Source organism: Kitasatospora cathayae (assembly GCF_027627435.1).
In the GTDB taxonomy this organism is placed as follows: domain Bacteria; phylum Actinomycetota; class Actinomycetes; order Streptomycetales; family Streptomycetaceae; genus Kitasatospora; species Kitasatospora cathayae.
The window spans coordinates 70,490-89,076 of the sequence record NZ_CP115451.1 but is presented as its reverse complement, the minus strand read 5'-3'; the positions used below and the strand labels follow the sequence as shown (position 1 = coordinate 89,076).

General features: G+C 70.9%; 22 protein-coding genes. 6 read left to right on the top strand and 16 right to left on the bottom strand.

From position 1 onward, the window contains the following. Positions 1 to 12 precede the first annotated feature (12 nt). The gene (gene ku, locus O1G21_RS40275) at positions 13 to 1,089 is read left to right on the top strand and encodes a non-homologous end joining protein Ku (RefSeq protein ID WP_270151688.1); all 1,077 of its coding nucleotides are present in this window, start codon (positions 13 to 15) and stop codon (positions 1,087 to 1,089) included. Between the two features lie 315 nt (positions 1,090 to 1,404). Beyond that, positions 1,405 to 2,643, top strand: a complete 1,239-nt coding sequence (locus O1G21_RS40270; RefSeq protein WP_270151756.1) for an MFS transporter — start codon at positions 1,405 to 1,407, stop codon at positions 2,641 to 2,643. Positions 2,644 to 2,707: 64 nt separating this feature from the next. Here the strand turns inward: O1G21_RS40270 and O1G21_RS40265 are convergent, their stop codons facing one another. From O1G21_RS40265 to O1G21_RS40210, 12 genes are all read right to left on the bottom strand, one after another. Then, a complete protein-coding gene (locus O1G21_RS40265) occupies positions 2,708 to 2,920 on the bottom strand; it encodes a hypothetical protein (RefSeq protein WP_270151686.1) in 213 nt (70 codons plus the stop codon). 253 nt (positions 2,921 to 3,173) lie between these two features. Beyond that, the gene (locus O1G21_RS40260) at positions 3,174 to 4,076 is read right to left on the bottom strand and encodes an aKG-HExxH-type peptide beta-hydroxylase (protein ID WP_270151683.1); all 903 of its coding nucleotides are present in this window, start codon (positions 4,074 to 4,076) and stop codon (positions 3,174 to 3,176) included. A gap of 75 nt (positions 4,077 to 4,151) precedes the next feature. Beyond that, the gene (locus O1G21_RS40255; RefSeq protein WP_153471719.1) at positions 4,152 to 4,292 is read right to left on the bottom strand and encodes a hypothetical protein; all 141 of its coding nucleotides are present in this window, start codon (positions 4,290 to 4,292) and stop codon (positions 4,152 to 4,154) included. Positions 4,293 to 4,379: 87 nt separating this feature from the next. Beyond that, positions 4,380 to 6,266, bottom strand: a complete 1,887-nt coding sequence (locus tag O1G21_RS40250; protein ID WP_270151680.1) for a radical SAM/SPASM domain-containing protein — start codon at positions 6,264 to 6,266, stop codon at positions 4,380 to 4,382. A 37-nt stretch (positions 6,267 to 6,303) separates the two neighbouring features. Continuing rightward, positions 6,304 to 7,146: a hypothetical protein gene (locus O1G21_RS40245; RefSeq protein WP_270151678.1), complete on the bottom strand. Its 843-nt coding sequence runs from the start codon at positions 7,144 to 7,146 to the stop codon at positions 6,304 to 6,306. Further along, a complete protein-coding gene (locus O1G21_RS40240) occupies positions 7,143 to 8,060 on the bottom strand; it encodes an NAD(P)-dependent oxidoreductase (RefSeq protein WP_270151676.1) in 918 nt (305 codons plus the stop codon). The genes O1G21_RS40245 and O1G21_RS40240 overlap by 4 nt, the downstream gene beginning before the upstream one ends. Further along, complete coding sequence (locus O1G21_RS40235) at positions 8,057 to 8,545, bottom strand: NUDIX domain-containing protein (RefSeq protein ID WP_270151675.1); 489 nt, start codon at positions 8,543 to 8,545, stop codon at positions 8,057 to 8,059. Before O1G21_RS40235 ends, O1G21_RS40240 begins: the two co-directional genes overlap by 4 nt. A gap of 35 nt (positions 8,546 to 8,580) precedes the next feature. Then, complete coding sequence (locus O1G21_RS40230; RefSeq protein ID WP_270151673.1) at positions 8,581 to 9,450, bottom strand: isocitrate lyase/phosphoenolpyruvate mutase family protein; 870 nt, start codon at positions 9,448 to 9,450, stop codon at positions 8,581 to 8,583. Next, positions 9,447 to 10,115, bottom strand: a complete 669-nt coding sequence (locus O1G21_RS40225) for a dTMP kinase (protein WP_270151671.1) — start codon at positions 10,113 to 10,115, stop codon at positions 9,447 to 9,449. The genes O1G21_RS40230 and O1G21_RS40225 overlap by 4 nt, the downstream gene beginning before the upstream one ends. Positions 10,116 to 10,117: 2 nt before the next feature. Then, positions 10,118 to 10,852, bottom strand: a complete 735-nt coding sequence (locus O1G21_RS40220; RefSeq protein ID WP_270151669.1) for a hypothetical protein — start codon at positions 10,850 to 10,852, stop codon at positions 10,118 to 10,120. Between the two features lie 112 nt (positions 10,853 to 10,964). After that, complete coding sequence (locus O1G21_RS40215) at positions 10,965 to 11,414, bottom strand: ATP-binding protein (RefSeq protein WP_270151667.1); 450 nt, start codon at positions 11,412 to 11,414, stop codon at positions 10,965 to 10,967. After that, entirely contained in the window at positions 11,384 to 11,647 is a 264-nt protein-coding gene (locus O1G21_RS40210) for a hypothetical protein (RefSeq protein ID WP_270151666.1), read from the bottom strand. Before O1G21_RS40210 ends, O1G21_RS40215 begins: the two co-directional genes overlap by 31 nt. A gap of 269 nt (positions 11,648 to 11,916) precedes the next feature. Here O1G21_RS40210 and O1G21_RS40205 point away from each other — a divergent pair, with 269 nt between their 5' ends. The 4 genes from O1G21_RS40205 (at position 11,917) to O1G21_RS40190 (ending at position 14,547) form a co-directional block, all read left to right on the top strand. Beyond that, the gene (locus O1G21_RS40205) at positions 11,917 to 12,789 is read left to right on the top strand and encodes a helix-turn-helix domain-containing protein (protein WP_270151665.1); all 873 of its coding nucleotides are present in this window, start codon (positions 11,917 to 11,919) and stop codon (positions 12,787 to 12,789) included. Further along, positions 12,789 to 13,013 carry a DUF397 domain-containing protein gene (locus tag O1G21_RS40200; protein ID WP_270151663.1) on the top strand — a complete coding sequence of 75 codons (225 nt, stop codon included), beginning with the start codon at positions 12,789 to 12,791 and terminating at the stop codon, positions 13,011 to 13,013. The genes O1G21_RS40205 and O1G21_RS40200 overlap by 1 nt, the downstream gene beginning before the upstream one ends. A gap of 264 nt (positions 13,014 to 13,277) precedes the next feature. Beyond that, positions 13,278 to 14,054 carry a class I SAM-dependent methyltransferase gene (locus O1G21_RS40195; protein WP_270151661.1) on the top strand — a complete coding sequence of 259 codons (777 nt, stop codon included), beginning with the start codon at positions 13,278 to 13,280 and terminating at the stop codon, positions 14,052 to 14,054. Between the two features lie 301 nt (positions 14,055 to 14,355). Continuing rightward, the gene (locus O1G21_RS40190; RefSeq protein ID WP_270151659.1) at positions 14,356 to 14,547 is read left to right on the top strand and encodes a hypothetical protein; all 192 of its coding nucleotides are present in this window, start codon (positions 14,356 to 14,358) and stop codon (positions 14,545 to 14,547) included. Positions 14,548 to 14,669: 122 nt separating this feature from the next. Here O1G21_RS40190 and O1G21_RS40185 read toward each other — a convergent pair whose 3' ends face one another. From O1G21_RS40185 to O1G21_RS40170, 4 genes are all read right to left on the bottom strand, one after another. After that, entirely contained in the window at positions 14,670 to 15,074 is a 405-nt protein-coding gene (locus tag O1G21_RS40185) for a DoxX family protein (RefSeq protein ID WP_270151658.1), read from the bottom strand. Positions 15,075 to 15,447: 373 nt separating this feature from the next. Then, positions 15,448 to 16,608 carry a ParB/RepB/Spo0J family partition protein gene (locus O1G21_RS40180; protein WP_270151657.1) on the bottom strand — a complete coding sequence of 387 codons (1,161 nt, stop codon included), beginning with the start codon at positions 16,606 to 16,608 and terminating at the stop codon, positions 15,448 to 15,450. Then, positions 16,605 to 17,804 carry a ParA family protein gene (locus tag O1G21_RS40175; RefSeq protein WP_270151655.1) on the bottom strand — a complete coding sequence of 400 codons (1,200 nt, stop codon included), beginning with the start codon at positions 17,802 to 17,804 and terminating at the stop codon, positions 16,605 to 16,607. Before O1G21_RS40175 ends, O1G21_RS40180 begins: the two co-directional genes overlap by 4 nt. 310 nt (positions 17,805 to 18,114) lie before the next feature. After that, complete coding sequence (locus O1G21_RS40170; protein ID WP_270151653.1) at positions 18,115 to 18,543, bottom strand: hypothetical protein; 429 nt, start codon at positions 18,541 to 18,543, stop codon at positions 18,115 to 18,117. Between the last annotated feature and the right edge of the window lie 44 nt (positions 18,544 to 18,587).

Below are 18,587 nucleotides of genomic sequence, written 5' to 3'. Positions count from 1 at the left end.
AGGGAGCCCCCGATGGCCCGACCCATGTGGACCGGAGTGCTCGCCTTCGGGCTGGTCACCGTACCGGTCGCCCTGTACACCGCGACCCAGTCCCACGACATCCACTTCCACCAGCTGCAGCGCGGCACCTGCGACCGGGTCCGCAACAAGCGCGTCAACGAGCGCACCGGCAAGGAGGTCGAGTACGCAGACATCGTGAAGGGCTACGAGGTCACCGAGGGCGAGTACGTCATCGTCGAGCCGGACGAGCTGGATCAGATCTCCCCCGGCCGCTCGCGCACCATCGATATCGCCGGCTTCGTCGACCTCGCCGACGTCGACCCGATCTTCTTCGACCGCACCTACTACCTCGGGCCCCGCGGCAGGGAGTACGCGAAGATCTACGCGCTCCTGGTCGAGGCCCTGGAGCACGCGGGAAAGGCCGGGCTGGCGATGTTCGCGATGCGCGGCAAGGAGTACCTGACCGCGGTGAGGTCCGAAGGCGGGCTCCTGGAGCTGCACACCATGCACTTCGCCGACGAGATCCGCGACCCCCGCGGTGAGGTCGGCGACCTGCCGGAGAAGGTCAAACTGTCCCCGCAGGAGGTCAAGACCGCCGAGCAGCTCATCGGCATGCTCGCCATCGAGTGGAAGCCCGACGAGTGGCACGACACCTACGAGGAACAAGTCAGAAAACTCGTTGAGGACAAGCTCGCCGGCCGCCAGATCGCCGTCTCCGCCGGACCCGCACCCGAGGCCACCAACGTCGTCGACCTCATGGACGTCCTTCGCCGCAGCCTCGAGGACGCCCGCAAGGGCGAACCCGCCGGGAAAGCGAAGAAACCGTCCTCCCGGACTGCAGCCGCCCGCGCCAGCCGCTCCCCCAAGCCCACCGGCGGCAAGAAGAGCACCTCCGCCAAAGCCACCCCAGGCAAGACCGCAGCAAAACGCGCCAGCGCCACCGGCAAACAGCAGCTGTCCCAGCTCACCAAGGCTGAGCTCTATAAACGGGCCACCGACCTCGACATCCCCCACCGCTCCACCATGACCCGCGACGAGCTCCAGCACGCCCTCGAACACGCCGGACGGTCACGACGCAAGGCATCATGACCTGCCGCAGGCCAGCTCAGTGGCCCGCAAGAGCACCAGCAAGGCCCTGCCGCCGAAGGCTGGCGGGGCGGCCCGGGGCAAGGGGCCGACCGGGCGGGCATGAGACCGGGACCGCCCCGGCCATCTTTGCTTGGCTGTTCCCGACTGCCACGCCGCGACCGATCAGTCAAAATAGCGAGCCAAGCCGGGTCCGTGGGGCGATCGGGGAGTCTGCGACAGGTGATCTTCAACTTGCCCTAGGGTTACGGGAGTTCCCGGTGGCGAGCCTGCTGCCGGGACTTCGTGTTTTCCGGACGGGTGTGGATCTTGCGATACGTGCGGCTGCTGCGGCGGGGCCCGGTTCTTCTCCTGTGGGGCGCGCAGACGGCGTCGGTGTTCGGTGACCGGTTGTACGCCTTGGCGGTGATGTGGCTCGCCTGGCAGAGATCCGGCGGCGCGGCGATGGGGCTGGTGGCCATCGCGGAGTCGGTGCCGTACATCGTGCTCGGCACCGTCGGCCGGCGGGTGATGGAGCGGTTCACCACGCTGCGCTCGCTGGCCCTGGTGGACCTGGTGCGCATGGTGCTGGTCGCAGCGCTGCCGTGGACGTGGGAGGTGTCCGGCACGCCCGGGTTGCTGGTGTCGGCCGCCCTTCTCGGAGTCGGAGGGGCGCTGTTCGACCCGAACCTCGGGGCCCTGGTGCCAGAGCTGGTGCGACCAGGGGAGGTGCAGGCCGTCAACGGGCTGATGGACTCGACCAGCCGGATCGCCCGGGTCGCCGGGCCCGGGTCCGCGGGCGTGCTGCTGGCCGTGATGCCGATGGCCGGGCTGTTCTGGCTGGACGCGGGAACGTTCGCGCTCTCCGCCGTCGCCCTGGCCGTGCTCGGCGCAGGTACCGGCTTGCGGGCATCGGCACCGGCAGGCTCGACCGCAGCCTCGGGGGCCGGCCCGCGGACGCGGGCCCGAGCCCTGGTGCGCACGCACCCGGAGACCGGGGTGGTGCTGGCCGTCCACGGGATCGCGATCTTCGCGGGCGCGGTGTCGATCGTGATGCCCGCGCTGGTGGCGGTGCGGCTCGGCGGCGGGGTCGGCACCTACGGTGTGATGCTGGCCGCCACCGGGGCCGGGTCGATCGTCGGCAACGCCGTCGCGGGGAACGTCCGCCTCCCGAACTCTCTCCCGCTGTTCTACTGCGCCGCGTGGACGGTGTCCGGGGCGCTGATGGCGGTGACCGGGTCGGTCAGCACGGTCACCGAGCTGGTGGCGGTGTCGGCGGCGTACGGGGCCGTCTCGCCGTTCCTGGCGGTGTCGCTGTCCACGCACCTGGCGCAGTTCCCGCCAGCCGCCCGCAGGCGGCTGCTGACGCTCGACCAGACGGTGATCCGGACCATGGGCACCCTCGCGATGGCCGGGATTCCCGCGCTGGCCGCGGCCCACCCAAGGGCCGGGTTCACCGCCGGCGGTGTCGCCACTGCCGTGGTAGGCATCGTTGGGTGCGCGGTCGTGGTGTGGTGGGCGAGGACCCGCACGCCACTGCCGGGCGCCGAGCCGGCGCTGGAGAGCGTGGGCGGCTGAGGACATGCGGCGGGGCCGGACTCCTGGTGCGGGAGTCCGGCCCTTCGCGCTTGGTGGTCTCAGATCAAGCGATCAGGGACCAGTGGGTGACGGTGATGTCCTCCAGCGGGATGCCCAGCTGCTGGTAGATGCGCTGGTGCATCGCGCCGAACCAGGCATCGCGCCGGTCGGCGAAGAACGCCGGGTCATACCAGGCGACGCCCAGCAGGACGGTGCCGCCGCCGTTCGGGTTGCCCGGCTCGGGCTCCCAGTAGGTGCACTGCCAGTCCCAGAGCATCAGCTCCTCCGGGCGGCCCCGCAGTCGCTCGTCGGACCCGTGCCGGTCCAGCGCCCCGCCCCGGAGCCCGACGACTACCTTCTCGCTCCACCGGCAGCCGCCGCCCCTGCGGCGCCCTGGCCGACCAATGCCCCTCCGCCTCCGCCGCACCCGCCAACAGTCCACCTGCCCGGCTACGGCGAAGTCCCGGAACAACTGCGCCCCGGCGACCAAGGTTGATCACCGGAGCGCAGCAGCGGCTGGAGCCGTCCTGTCACAGCGCGAGGGCGTGCCGGTAGACGTTCCGCAGCCTGAAGCGGAGGGTGGCGTCGGTGATGGTCTGCAGGGCGGTCTCGTGGTCGCCGGTGACGATGCGGAGCTGGGTGCGCTGGCGGTCGAGATAGGCGGTGAGGAAGGTGTGGGTCTCGTCGCCGGTGGTGGGCAGGACGGCGGCGACGTAGAGGGCGACCAGGGAGAACGACCAGCAGCCGTGGAGGAATCCGTAGGCGGGCCGGTGGGTCTTCTTCCAGGGGGAGTAGAAGGTCTGGGTGTTGTCGATCTCGCAGCCGGTGGCGGTGAGGGCGTCGTTGAGCCAGTTGTGGCCAGCCTCGTGGACGAGGTCGCGGGCGACCATGACCGGGTTGTCCGGGACGTAGTCCAGGAAGACGGTGCCGGGCATGCGGCTGATGGTCCAGGAGCGCAGGGGGCTGCCCAGCGGCTTGCCGGTGAGCAGGCACACGAGGGGGGCGTGGGCGTCGACGAGTTCGCCGAAGCCGTGCTCGGCGGCGAGGCCGGCCGACTCCAAGGTGAGCTTGTGCAGGTGCTCCGGGGCGGCCTGGGTGGTGGGGCCGAGCACGTAGTACGGGGTGTCGGAGATGGACGAGGTGATCAGGTTCGCCTCGTCGGGGGCGACGGTGAGTGGACCGGCCGGGGCGAGGTCGGCGGCGCCGGCGTCGGGGTGCTCGATGTACCAGGCGAAGGTGTCGGGGTCGTTGGTGCGGGCGGCGTGTTCGGCGCCTTCGAGGACGTGGTGCGCGAGGGCGTAGGCCGCGGCGGTGGGCTCGGGCGCGGTGATGGCGCGGCCGGCGCCGCGTTCGAGGGTGTGGTGGATGCGCTGGGTCTTGGCTTGGTGGAGGTCGTGGATCGGGGGCATGCGGAAGACGGTGCTGAGGTCCATCGCGGTCTCCTTGGCGGGGAAGGGGTGGGGCCAGGGCCCTCGGCCCTGGCCCCGGCTTGGGTTTAGCGCGTCGGATCAGGCGTGGACGGTCGGCTCGGTCGGCCAGTCGTCGGCGCCCTCCCGGGAGGAGTGCATGGTGAAGCGGACGGACCCGTCGTCGTCGCGGAGCTCCTCGACGGCGTCGAGGAAATCCTTGGCCCAGGTGTCGTTCTTCATCGCCGGTTCCTTCTCTGCTCGGGCTTCTTGGGGTTGGGCTGGGGCTGTGCCGGCCGGTCGGGGGCGCGCGCCCCCGTGGTGTGGGGGTCACGCGACGGCCTGCTCGGGTGCCGGCGGCTGGGTGCCGGCCGGGAGGGGACAGGCGCACGGGCGGCCGTCGGCGGGGGCTTCGGCCTCAAGGGCGGCCAGGAGCTGGGCGGTGGCGGCGTCCAGAGCGGCGAAGTAGGCGGCGCCGGGCGTCTCGGAGGCGGGCAGCAGGCGCAGGTCGAGGACCGGGTGGGTGCGGCCGGTGGTCTCGCAGGTCAGGTTGTTGCGGGCGACCAGGAGGCGCACGGCGGGCGGCATGGCGGGGGCGCATCGGGTGGCGGCCCGGCACAGGGCGGCGGCGGTGGCGGCGTACTCGGCGTCGTCGCGCGGGAGGAGGCCGACCTCGCGGGTCTGGCTTCTGCGGGTGCCGTCGTAGTGGTGGCCTTCGCAGCTGTCGTAGGTGACGAGGTGCCAGCGGCCGGTGAAGTGGTCGACGAGCGGTTTGATGCCGGGCTCGATCGCGTCGTTCCACTGCGGGTGGGCGGGGTCGAGGTCGTCGGCGCTCTGGGCTGTGGGGCCGGGCAGGCCGGTGGTGTTGATGTTGCCGAAGGCGCTGGTGACCAACTGAGCCGGGTGGCGGGCGGCCTGGGGGTCGTCCCAGGTGGTCAGGAAGGCGTGGACGTGGCGCATCCGGTTGACGGGCGTGGGGCGCCAGCGGGCCGTGCGGCACCAGGCGCCGTCCGGGTGGGCGGGGTCGGCGAGCAGGGCCGCGGTTCCGTCGATCAGGCGTATGCGGTGGTCGCAGTAGGCGTCGTGGTGGCCGGCGAGGTTCATGCGCCAGCGGGTGGCGATGCAGCCGCCGCCGCAGGTGCTGCGGTAGTCGCAGGTCAGGCAGGCGGTCATGAGGCCCTTGCCTTGGCCGAGGAGGTTGGAGGCGCGCTGGGCTGTGGTGATGTCGGCCGGGCTGGTGGGCGTCAGGTGGGTGAGCTGGGCCTGGGGCCAGGGGAGTTCGTCGCAGCTGCCGAGCCGGCCGTCCGGGTAGAGGGTGAACACGTGGTCGCACTTCATGTCGGAGAAGTGGCAGAACGACACCGCGAGGCCGCGGATGCGGCGGATGGTGGGCACGGCCGGGGAGAGCTTGAGGCGGCGGAACAGGCCGGTGGTGATCCAGTGCCGGGTGAGGCCGAGTACGAAGTCGGTGTATTGGTCGGGGGTGATCGCCCAGGCCGGGCCGCCGGGACGGTCGAGGGCGGCTTGCTGCAGGGCCCGGCTGGGCGGCCGGCGGCGGCCGGTGTAGGTGGTGGGCCGGGTGACGGCGGTGTCGAAGCACGGTACGACGCTGACCGAGGTGACCGAGGTGAACGCGGCCAGGTGGTCGAGGGTCTCTATGGGGCGGCCGAGGACGGCGGGGGTGACGGTGGTGATGATGCCGCAGGTCCGGCCGCGTTCGGCCAGCAGTTCCAGGGCCTTGACCACGAGCGGGTAGGTGGGCTCGCCGTCGTAGCCGACGCGCCAGCGGTTGCCCTCCGGATCGCCGTCCAGGGAGATCCCCAGCTCCAGGCCGGGGTAGTGGGCATCGAACAGGTCGAGCCACTCGGCGTCGAGCTGGACGCCGTTGGTCTGCAGGGACAGGCGCTTGACCTGCGGCATGCCGGCGAGGGTCCGCAGCAGCTGGGCGATGTGCTCCTTCCCGGCGGTCAGCGGTTCGCCACCGTGCAGTTCGATGGCGAGCGGACGACCCGCGAAGAGGTTCGGCAGGAGCTGGACCTGGTCGTCGCTGATCCGCGCGCCGCCGGGGCCTTCCTTGCGCTTCTCGTAACAGTGCAGGCAGTCGATGTCGCAGGTCTCGCCGCGGACCTTGAGGATCATCGAGACGGCGTCCTCGTCGGACGCGTCCAGCGACCGATACAGGTGACCGATCAGCTCGTTCGGGCTGGTGGGGTGCATCGGGTGCCTCCCAGAAGAGGGGCGGGCTCGGGCCCGGTCAGGAGTGAAGCGCCTGGTGCCACGCGGCCAGCTGGCCGGGCGTGAGGCGGATGGTGGCGTCGGCGAACTTCAGTCGCCAGCCGTCGCTGTAGCGCTGGGGCAGCCACCCGGCCTCCAGCCAGTCGTCCGGCGCCTGGCCGTCCGGGGCGGCGGTCTCGGGCCACACCGTCAGCAGCGCGGCCAGCAGCCGGGCGCGGGCCTGGCGCAGGGCCTGGTGCACGGACGCCGCGGTCGGCGTCGGGGCCCCGGCGAGGACGGGGGTCCACTTGTCACCAAGGAGCGGGTGGCCGGCGGCGACGTTCTCCGCCTGCTGAACGGCGAGGTGCAGTTGCCCGGCGACCAGGTCCACGGCGTTACTCAGTCCGGCCTGGAACAGGCCGTCGAGGTCCTCGACCAGGCTGATCGCGTGCTGGACGCGGTCGGCCAGCGCCCACCTGCGGTAGACGTCCCGCTCGGCCTGGTCGAGCACCGGCTGCTGTCCGTCGTGCATCGCGCGGGCGGTCCGCAGCACGGTCAGCGCCGGAAGGCGGCGCCTCACGGTGCGGAACAGGTCGACGTCGTAGCCCAGGATGTGGAACTGCCTCAGGTAGCCGCGCAGTTCGTCAGCCTCGGAGGCGGCCTGGGCCTCCAGGTCGACGCGGACGCCGTCGACGATGCGGGACTGCAGCACCGGCACCGGGCCATCATGGAACAGCACCCGCAGATCGACGTCGCTGCGGGCGTGGGCGATCCCGCAGGCCACGGGGCCCGTCATCCACACCGGCGAGCCCGGGTACTCCTCGACGAGCTGCCCGACGACCGCGCGGGCCGCCGCCAGTCTCTGTTCCACCCACACGTTCACCGGGCCGCCTCCCCACCCAGGACGGCGCTGGCGGTCTGGGTGACCCAGGCGTCCAGGGCAGCGCGGACGTCCGCACGCTGGGCCCCGATGTGTGGAGTGGCGAGCAGGTTCAGCGGGGCAGGGCCGGACTTGAACAGGTGCGCGTCGCTCGCCTCGATCGGATCGACGGCCAAGCCGGTCAGGCCGCCGTCAGCAAGGGCCTCCAGGCACGCGCCCGTGTCGATGGTGGCCAGGCGCCCGGCGACGACGAGCAGAGGCCGGCGCCTGGCCGCCGAGCGGAGGAAGCCCGTGCCGAACACCCCGGTGTTCTCCGCGGTGGCGGGCAGCGCGACGATGTGGGCGTCCGCCCAGCCGGGCAGCTCGGCCGCGGGCAGCTGCCGCAGCCCGTCGGTGATGCTGGGCCGGGCGGCGAAGGCGACCTCCGCACCGAATCGCTCGGTCACGGCGGCCGCGGCCCGACCGATGGGCCCGGCGCCCCAGACGGCCACGCGCATCGACACCACCGGCGTCCCCAGGCAGGCCGTCTTGAGATGGTCGCCGTGGGCCAGGCCGTTGGCGCCGAGCGGGATGCGCCGGGCCAGGGCCAGCAGCGCCGCAAGGCACCACTCGGCGACGGCCGGAGCCGACGCCTCCGGGTATCGGTGCAGGCCGATCCCCCGCGCGGCCAAGACGGCGGTGTCGATGCCGTCGAGCCCGGAGCCGGCTCGGATGACGTACCGCAGCTTCGGCATGGCGGCCAGCCGGTCCGCGTCGAGCCGCACGCCGGAGCGGATGACGATCAGCTCCGCGCGGCGCACCGCGCCGCCGAGCTCGTCAAGGCTGGTGAACTCGTAGACGTCGTACCGGCTCAGGGAGCGGACCAAGGCGTTCGCATCGCCCGCCCCCTTGGCAACGAGGACCGTGGGCGCCCTCATCGCGTCATCTCCGTCTGGGCGCGGTCCACGAGGACGTCACGGGTGTCCGTGAGCGCGGCGAGGATCGCGGGGGCGACCTGCGGGATCAGGGTCACCGAGGTGAGCTCGGCCAGCGGCAGCCATTCGAAGCCGACCTGGATGGGATCGCGCGGGTCGGAGAACCGGGGCGTGGTGCGGCCGTCCGTGATCTCGGCGAGGAAGTTGTGCTGGGTCTTGTGCTGCGGGCCGAGGTCCTTGCCGAACTGGCCGGGGACGTACTCCACGACGAACATCTCCCGCACGGTCCGCACCGCGAGGCCGGTCTCCTGGCGGACCTTACGCACGACCGCCTCACGCAGCGGCTCGCCCTCGATCGCCTTGCCGCCGGGAAGGTTGTAGTGGAAGCAGCCGCCGTCCGCGCTGTCGTCGTAGGACAGGAGCAGGATCCGGTCCTGGTGGATGATCGCGGCCTTCACCGACACGCTGATGCTGGGCAGATCGCTCAAGGTTGCCTCCGTACTGATTTGTCGGAGCAGGGGTGTCACAGGCAGGCGCGGGCGTCGGGGTCGCCGACGCGCATCAGGTCCTGGACATCGGCGAGCTGGCAGGCCTCGAAGACGCCCGTGGCACGGAAGCCGACAGCGGCTCGGTGCATCGCGGCCAGCGCGGCGCGCGTCAGCTGGTTGGCGTAGATCGCCAGGACGAACCCAGCCTCCCCGAGGAGCCGACGGTCCAGGTGCGGGAAGGCGGTGGGGACGGTGACCAGCGGCACGCCGGACCAGCGGCGGCCCACCTCCAGCGCCTGGTCACCGGTGGTGTCCTTGGAGTGCAGGAGCACGGCGTCCCCTCCGGCCGCCTCGTAGGAGGCGGCCCGGGCCAGCGCCTCGTCCATGCTGCCGCCGCAGATCAGCGTCTCCGTGCGGGCGATCAGCAGCAGGCCGGGAGCGGCAGCCTTGAGTTCCTTGATCTGCTCGCACACCGCCTCCGTCTCCGCCATCACCTGGGCGCGGTGTTCAGAGAACGAGTTGCACTTGGGGTAGCGGCTGTCCTCCAGGCAGACGGCCGCCGCCCCGGCCGCCTGGAGGTCGCCCCCGAACCGCGCGGCCGACGCCCCGGTGCCGGCCGCGTTGTCGACGTCGACGATCACCGGCAGGTCGGTGACGCGGCGAAGCGACGTGACGACGTCGGCCAGGTCCCGGGAGCCGAGCAGGTTCTCATCCGCCAGCCCATAGGCGGCCGACACCTCCAGGCCCGACACCCACAGCGCGTCGAACCCGGCCTCGACGGCGACCCGCGCGGCCATGGCGTTGACCGCGCCGATCGCCTGCACGGGACGCCGGCAGGCGGCAGCCTCCCCGAGGGCGGCCCGCAGACGGCCGGCCGCGGATATCTCGGACATGGCGGCGCTCACCAGATGCTTCCTTCCAGCTCGGCGGTCAGGCCGCGTTCCAGCAGCGCGGTCCAGGCGTTCGCGAGCACGTCGGCCCGGGGCTGGTTGGCGTCGATCGTCACGGTCGGCCCGATCTTCGGAAACGCGGCCGGGCTGGCGGTGATCGCCTGGTAGGTGGCGCGCACGCTGGTCTGCACGTGGTCCACGTCCCAGTCGTCGCGCACCGAGTCCCCCGCGCTGCGGGAGGCGGCCCGCTGCATCGTGGTGCCGGTGGGCGCGTCCAGGATGAGCGTCAGGTCCGGCACCAGGTCGATCGCGTCGGCGAGCCCGCGGTAGGTGTCCGCCGGGTCCTGGCCGTGCTTGACCTGGAAGAACGCGAGTTCCGACAGCAGCCACCGGTCCGCGATCACCGGCCGCTGCGACAGTGTCGGCGCGATCAGGAGCTCGATGGTGGCCTGCTTGTCGGCGCGCAGGGCCTGCAGGTAGCGCTCGCGGTTGGCCTCGGTGGGCGCATACTTGCCGTCCACCAGGTCCGCGGCCACCTCGGGGGCGAGGAAGTTCGTGGTGAGCACCGACAGCGGCATCACCCCGTACAGGTTGTCGAACAGCCTGAACAGTCCCTTGCGCAACGTGGTCTTGCCGCTGCCGTCCAGGCCCTCGATCACGACGAACGGAAACTGGTCCATCCCTACTCCACCTGCCCCGCTCCGGTGCCCGACTGGTACTTGGTGAACTGCCCGCGCCACGGCACCGAGGTGGTGACCAGGTCAGTGAGCCGCATCCCGCCGATCTCGCCGAGCAGCTGCGGCAGCGACGCCTCCAGCACGACGACCTCGGCGACGGCCCGGCAGTACGCGGCACGCAGAACCGCGCTGTCCTCGCCCCGGGTCCGAAGCGCCGCCCGCAGGACGCGCATCCCCGCGCCGAGGGAGACGGCCCGCGCGGCGGACTGGAGCATCTCCAGGGAGGCGGTCCGACCGCTCTCGTGGTGGATGACGGCGAACACCCCCACCCACCAGGCACTTGAGCGAGTCGCGCCGTGCACGGCCGCCTCAAGGCCGCCGTCCAGGTCCCTGGCCAGCATCCGGGCCACCTCGTCCACCGCGAGGGTGAGCGGTCCGCTCGCGGTGCGGTCGTGGCCGAGCCGGTACGGCACCTCGATCCACGGCGTGAGGCCGGCGGCGCTGATCAGGACGTCGTCGCACGGCACCACGAGCACCGGCTTCGACACCAGGTCGACGGGGTCCAGCTCGGCGGGCAGCCCGAGCTGTTCGGGCGGGAGCGTCGCGGCCTGGCGCCACTGGTCGTGGTGCAGGTGCACCCGCTGGACATGCAGGCCGTCGGCGAGCGCCTGCCAGCCGTCCCGCACGCTCGCGGGCCTCAGTGTTGCGGGCGGGCTCATGGCGGTGGTGGTTCCTTCCACGCGGTACTCCTTGATGGGTCGAACCGAAGCGATGAATCGTAGTCATGTAGTGACGGACAGTGATGGCATGTGTCGTGGCTGGCTGCGGGCCGGTTGACGGGATGACGGGCGGTCAGGGGATCGGGAGGTCGGCGTGCACGCGCTTGCCCCGGGGCTCGAGGGTGGTCCCCCACCGGCCGCTGGTCAGTTCGTGGACCAGGGCGAGCCCGCGGTGGCACTCTTCGTCGTCGCCAGCCTTCAGCAGCACCGGCAGCTCCAGGGAGCCGTCCCGCACGGAGACTCGGACGAATCCCGGGGCGGGGCGCCGGACGGCCACTTGCATGAAGGTCAGGCAGCCGGTCTTGCACGCGTTGGATACCAGCTCGGTGACGATCAGCTCGGCCGGGTCGACCAGCTCGGTCAGGCCCCATTCCTGGAGCTTGCCCCGGACGAGCAGACGGGCGGCCCGTGCCGACTCCGGGCGATAGCGCAGGGATGCCGTGGCGGGGCGGGGCCGGGGAGCCGGCTCGGCGGGAGCGAGTTCGGCGGTCGTCACACCGGCCCCCGGTACTGCCTGAGCCACCGTCCGTCCTCCAGCCGCCGCAGGACCGTGGCGCGGCGCAAGGCGCGTTCGAAGCCCTCGACGAAGACCTCGGTTCCGTCCGGCTGCCGCCGCCAGGCGCCCCGCGGGGCGCCGGCGGGATACACCCGCTTCAGGAGCTCGTCCAGGTCCGCACGTGCCAGCCGGCCCGGCAGGCCCGCCGAGATGTCGACCGACACCCGGCGGCGAAGCTGGTCATCAGCAGATCGACGCACGAAGACCTCCGCAGTCCGATGGTGGAGGTGGCGGCCGTCGGCGTCTCACGGGGCCTCGACTGACCGTCTCTGATGCCCCGTCAACCAGGGCGTGCCACCACGGTGGCGCGTCTACGCTGAATCTGCAACGGCATCGGCACTGAATCCCCCGACGAAGGAGAAGTGGCACATGCCACCGCAAACGCATGGCCTGGCACCGCGCGCATGTGACGTGCAACACTGCGCGGATCGGTACGGACGGTAGACGCATGCACCCCGGAGGTGAGCACGTGGCAGCACGGCCGAGGCCGACAGCACGGCGGATCGAACTGGGACACGAGCTTCGGGAACTGCGTCAGCAGGCCGGCATCACGCTCGAGGACGCCGTCAAGGGGCTGTCGTTCAGCGAGACGAAACTCCAGCGCGTCGAGACCGGCTTCCAGGACCTCCGCAACGCCGGGGACCTGCGCAAGCTCCTCACCCGGTACGGCGTTGACGACGAGGACGAAACCGAACGCCTGGTGGAGCTCCAGCGCACCGCCTCGCGCCAGGACTGGTGGACGCCGTACACGGTGGCGACGATGGCGCCCTCAATGCCCCGCTTCCTCGGCGTCGAGTCCGCGGCCCAGGCCATACGGGCCTACCACCCGACCATCGTCCTGGGACTGCTGCAGACCGCGCGATACGCGAGGGCTCTGCACGAGATCGCCAAGCCGGTCGAGGAGACCACCACCGAATTCATCCACAAGAGCGTGGCTCTGCGGATGAAGCGCAAGGAGCGGCTGGTGGCCCCCGACGATCCTGTCAAGCTGTGGGCGATCCTTTACGAGCCGGCGCTACGGTACGTAGTCGGCGACCCGGACATCATGGGCGAGCAGTACGAGGAGATCACCCGGCTTGCGGCACTCGACAACGTGACCGTGCAGATCCTGCCCCAGTCGGTCCGCGGCTACCTGTCGCTCTCCGACTTCACACTCCTGGACCTCGGCAGCACCCTGCCCATGACGGTCCAGGTAGACACCCCTGGGGCGGGCATGTCCATCACGGACAAGACCCGCGACGTCGGCCGGTTCACCCGGATGTTCGAGGCGCTGTCACGCTCGGCCCTCCCCTCCGAGGCGACACCGGAGTTCCTGCAACAACTCACCCGAGAGATCACCTGATGACCCACCACACCACTGCCCCTGAACTCGCCGGCCTGGCCGACTGGTTCAAATCGTCCTACAGCGGTTCCGGCAACAACTGCGTCGAGGTCGCCGACCTGACCGCCACCCACTTCGGGGCCATGGCCATCCGCGACTCGAAGAACCCGGACGGGCCGGCCCTCCTCGTGACGCCCGAGGCATTCGCCGGCCTCGTGGCGTTCGCCCAGACCTTCGACGTCTGATCAGCGAAGGGCCGTCTCCCCCCGTCCGAAGCAGGGGGAGGCGGCCCTTCGCCGTGCAGGCGATCCATGCCCAGTGGGCGACATGATCACGCCCGCCCCGGTGCCCCGCTGAACCTTGGAGGTCAACGGGGCACCGGGCGTTCGGCGCGCTCTACGGGCCTTCGATGCCGACGATGGTGCCGAACGGCGAGCCCGCGCGGATGGGCCCGTTCCCGGTGACGGTAGCGTCGCGACGATCGTGCGGGAGGAAAGGAGCCGACAGGCGTGGCGCAGGAACAGGGTGACGTGCGGGTGGTGCGGACCGAGGACGAACTGCTGGAGCTACTCGACGGGCTGTTCTCGCGGGGCCGGGAGCAATGGGTGGGGTGCGACGCGGCCCGGAGCCAGCCGGTGTCGGCCGTCACTGGGAAGCCGGACGAGAACCTGGCGGATCTGCTGGACTGCGGGGTGATCGGGGCGTCCACGGGCGGCCGGGGGCTCGACCTCGGCTGCGGCGACGGCCGCAACACCCTCCACCTGCAGATGCACGGTTTCGCCATGGAAGGGCTGGACCTCTCCCGGCAGGCACTGGAGCGGGCGCGCAGTCGCCAGGAGCAGTTCGAGTACCACCTCGGCTTCGACATGGGGGTGCGCTTCCACTGCGGGGATGCCTTCGGCCCGGTGGGGGCGGCCCTGACCGGTCCGTACGACCTGGTCTACGACTCGGGCTTCTTCCACCACCTGCCGCCGCACCGGCGGCCCGGCTACCTGGCGCTGTTGGAGCGGCTGATGGCGCCCGGCGGGCACCTGGGGCTGGTCTGTTCCGCGCCGGACGGCGACGGGGCGGGGACGCGGATCCCGGACGCGCAGCTGTACCGGGACGGCACCCTGCACGGCGGCCTGGCCTACACTGCTGACGAACTGCGCCGGATCTTCGTCGAGGGGCCGCTGGGGCTCCAGGAGGTGGAACTGCGGCGGATGCGCGACGAATCGGCGCCGGACGCACGCCTGTTCGGCCGGCCCGGCCTGTGGGCGGCGCTGTTCCGCCGGCCCGAACGCTGAAGCGCCCGGTGCCGGACGATCCGCCGGGGCTCCGACGTGCGCAGCCGCGGCCCGTACTCGGGGCGGTTGGCAACCCGGTGCTGCACGTCGCAACTGGCCCGGTCCGACATTAAAGAACAAGCTGGCGCCCGCATTCTCGTCACGCGGGGCTACGGGTTGTCCTGTGTTGTCCGCGGACAACATCTCCGGCGCCGAAGCGGCGACCGCTGCCGGCACTACTCCCCTGCCCGGCTCGGTCTTGTGCGCTGTGTTGTCCGCGGACAACACAGCGGCCTGCGGCGGCTCCGCGAGGGCGGGCTGCGTGGCCGAGGCCGTCGGTGCCGTCCTGCGCTGGAGCGAGCAGGCGGCACCGACACACCCGCTCGTCGCGGTGACCCAGGCCGCCAACACCCGCTCCCGGGGGCTGCTGGAGAGACTCGGCCTCCTGGCCACCGAGCACTTTGTCGAGTACGGCCAGGACCAGGTCCTCTACACCACCGCATCATCCGGGTGAGGTATCCCGGCGCGAGCACCCACCCGGCAGCACCATGTAAGAACGGTCCGGCGGGGCGTTCGGGGAGCCTGCGGCAAGCAGCGCGGCGCGGGCCTGTGCCGACGGGTCCTGCGGGCACCCGGTCAACGCCGGAGGCCGAGCGACTCGGCCGTCTCGGCGCGGTGGTTCCAGGCGATGACGGCCAGCGGCACCATGAAGATGAACGGCGTCCCGGCGTTCTCCCCGTGCATCGCGGTGAGCTGAGTGGCGAACGCGAACACCAGGAAGACAATGAGCGCCGTCGCGGCCAGCCCGGCCAGGCGTCCGACCAGCAGGCCGACCGCTCCGGCGAGCTCCACCAGTCCGGTCAGGTACATGAACCAGTGGCCCCAGCCGATGGCATCGAAGACGGTTGTGGCGGCGGGGAGCGCGAGCAGCTTGGGCAGCGCGCTGGCCAGGGCGAAGAAGAGCGCGAGCAGGATCCGCAGCGTCCAGACCAACCGGACGGCGGCCTTGCTGGACTTCACGGCGGTGGCAGTGGTGGACATTTCAGGTCTCCCCGGGTCTGCTGTCATTGCTTTCCAAGGTTTGACCGCCGCCACCGCCTAAACTCATCGGTCCGGCGAGAGGAAAATTCCCGGCAGCTCCAGCAGCTCGGACTCACCAGGCGACGCCCCCGGCATGCTTGCCCTGCTCTTCCTCGTCCGTGCTGGCATCGCGCTGGTTCGGCGAGCTGAGGCGTAAACGCCGTTTACACGCGGGAGCAGTTCCAGCGCGGCGCGGTCGAGGCGCTGGACCGCAGCGGTTTGGGTAAACGCCGTTTACACCATCACCGGCAGAGCCCCTGCCCCAAGGCCGCACAAACAGGACGGACTGGACACCTTCACAGTGCCCAGTCGGTCCGTCAACATTCGTTAGCGGCTACCTACCAGCTGCACTCTCCGACGCGAACTCCTCGAGCCGGTCCAGCACCTTAGTGGCAACGACCCTCAGCTCATCGGGCTGAAGGAAGCGGCAGAGCCAGGTCGCCACCCCCTCAAGGTCGCGCCAGTCGGGCACTCCGGCCCCGCCAGACGGCGTAGCCGTCCTGTCCCTCTCCTGCAGCTGCTGGGTCTGCCGGTCCGTCTCGGTCGAGAGCTCCGCCGTCGAAGACGTAAGTCGGTCACGCTCATCGGTGCGGGCGTCGCGCTGGTCCGGAAGGCCCGGGACGTAAACGCCGTTTACATCGTCACGAGCGCTGGCGGCGTTCCCAGCAGTGGGTGCCGAGGTGCGCTCGGTCGCCGTCTCCCCCGCCGAACGATCCGCGCGGTTGGCCGTGCGAGCCGCCTTTGCAGCCTGCTTTTCGGCGGCCGCCAGCTTCGCAGCTTCGGCCCGCTCGTGCTGCTCGGCCCGGGTGATCTTCCCCGCGCGGGCTTCGGCACCGATCCTGCGTGCGTCCTCGATGGCCAGCTCTCCGGCTCCAGCCTGCTCCTGGAGCTCGGGAGAGAGATGGAGCAGGGCCAGTCGCTGTCCCACCCAGGCGCGGGACTTGCCCAGCGCCCGCGCGACGGCGGCCTGGTTGCCCTCGTAGACCGTGTCCAGCAGCTGTTCGATCGCCTGGGCCTCTTCGAACGGCGAGACGTCCTCGCGGTGGGCATTGGCGATCAGAGCCGCCTCGACCATGTCCGAGGCACGCGAGACCAGCTCGTCGTTGAGGTCCACCCGCAGGGTCTTGAGCCCGGCCTGCTGTGCAGCCCGCAGACGGCGGTTCCCGTCGAGCGCGACGAAGTCCGCCTCGCCGACCGCCTCGGCCTGATCCGGGTGCGCGTCGAGGAACGCGCCGCGGCTCACGACGGTGACGGGCACGATTTGTCGACGGGTCAGGCTTTCGGCGAGTTCATCGATCGACTCGCTGTCAATGGTCTTCCGCGGGTTAAGTGGATTGAAGACGATCGAGGACACCGGTGCTGACGACGCACGCCGCACCCGGCCGGTAGCGTCCAGCGCCTCACTGCGCGCCCGCACCTCGTCACCGCGCGAGGTGCCCTGGGCCAGCGCCCCGAAGGCCCCGCCGCCGCCCTGCAGCTTCTTAGCGATGCTCACGAAAGCCTCCGACGGATCTCGCGCATCCGCTGTGCCTGGATGGAGGTGGGTGCGTACATGAGCAGCGGCTGCTTGACGTGAACGGCCTCGCGCTGCTCCTTGAGGTCGGGGACGATGGAGACGACGGGCGGTGTGCCGAGGGACTGCCAGTTGTCGAGGGAGTGGGTGGCGACGTAGCCCTTGCGCTTGTCGAACTTGTTGACGACGAGTCCGAGTCGGTCGATGTCGACCTCGTAGTCGAGACTGACGGTTCGGATCTGGCTGTCGAGCATGGAGTAGGCGTCTGCGGAGGAGTCTTCCGCTTCCACTGGCACGAGGACACCAGAGGCACCGGGCGCTTCGTTCTTGCGGCGGTGTCCGTAGTAGAGGCCGGCATCCATCGCCAGGCCGAGGTTCGGGGGAGCGTCGATCACGATGACGTCGAAGTGCTCTTCGAGCGGTGCGAGGGCACGCTGAAGGCTGGTCTCGCGGGGCCCGCGGACGGAGCCGAGGCGGGAGTCGAGCAGAAACGCGTCGAAGCTCGAAGGCAGCAGGCTGAGGCGGCCTTCGAAGTGGTCCGGCTCGATCGCCACGACTTGGTCGAGCAGCGACCCGGCGACGCGGTCGCGGTCGACCATGTGCGTCACCAGACTCTCCTCGCCCGGCGGGATCTGCTTGACACCGAGCTGGGACGTGAGGTGGCCCTGCGGGTCGTAGTCGACGAGCAGGGTGCGCAGTCCCGGCAGCGCAGGCAGCTTCGAAGCGCCCGTGCTGGCGGGCAGGCCCAGCGCTATGGCCTGGCCCGTGCCAGCGGCGATGGTGGTTTTGCCGACGCCGCCCTTCTGGTTGCAGACGATGATCCGTCGCGTGTACCTGGGGATCGCCAGCGCGGTCAGGGAGACGTTGTGTGAGTCGATCCACACGCGGATCGCCTGGGCGAGGCCCTGTACGAAGGAGATGCCGCGGTCAGCGCAGTCGTTCTTGAACGTGTCGTACAGGCCGACGGGGAGCCATGTATTCCAGCTCTCCGCCCCGGACGTGTCGATGGTCGGGTTGCTGTCCGCAGGCCGGGCCCGCCACTGCTCGACAGCTTGGGCGACAGCGTCCTGCATGTCGATGCCGAGCTGCGCGGCTCGGGTCTTGAGTTCCTGGCGGAGGGCTGCAGGAAGCTTCGACGCCACCTTTTCCCGCTCGCCTCCGGAGTTTTGAGACGTCATGACGTCACCATAGTGGCGTCGCATGGTTTTAGGCACATCTGCCGCTAAGTGTCGCCCGGTCTGTGTCCCCTCTCGGGTGTAAACGGCGTTTACGCCACCGCTCGCTACTGGTCAGACCGCGCATCACTTGATCTGGCGCCACATTGCCCTGGTCCACCGGACCTGCTGGCCGGACAAGGCAGAGCTGCAGTAGTCGAATGAACCGTTCGGTACAGGAGCTCGCCCCCCGGCCGTGATCCCACGCCCAAAAACACAAAAGGGCCTGTCCCCCGCGGTCTACGCCAGAGACAGGCCCTTCGGGTACCGCTTGTCAGACGGACGCCGGGCTCAGGCCGATCGCCCGGCTGACGGTGGCGAGGGTGTCGTCCCAGTTGCCGGCGTGGTGGACGGCGCGGTCGTCGATGTAGCAGGCCGCGCCGAGCTTGGTGCTGGTCACGAGCACCGGCCCACGGGTGGTCCAGTACGCCCTGCCTCCAGAAGGATCAACGAATGCCTCGAGCCCGCTGTACCAGGTGACCCAGTCGGCGACCTCGGGCAGCCAGATCCTCGGCCTGGCCGTGTAGACGAAGACCGCCCTGTGGCGCGCGAGGGTGCGCAGCGCGTCCATCGCGCCGGGCTGGGGGAGGCCGATGCGGCCTCCCTGCCATCCGTTGTCCACCGCGAGGGTTCCGTCCAGGTCGAGGCCGACAGCGTGGGAGGCGGGGCTGTCGGGGCGGGGGGCGATGACGGGTCGGTGCATGAGCAGTGCGTCCCTTCGACGAGTTGGCCCCGGCCCGCTGGAGT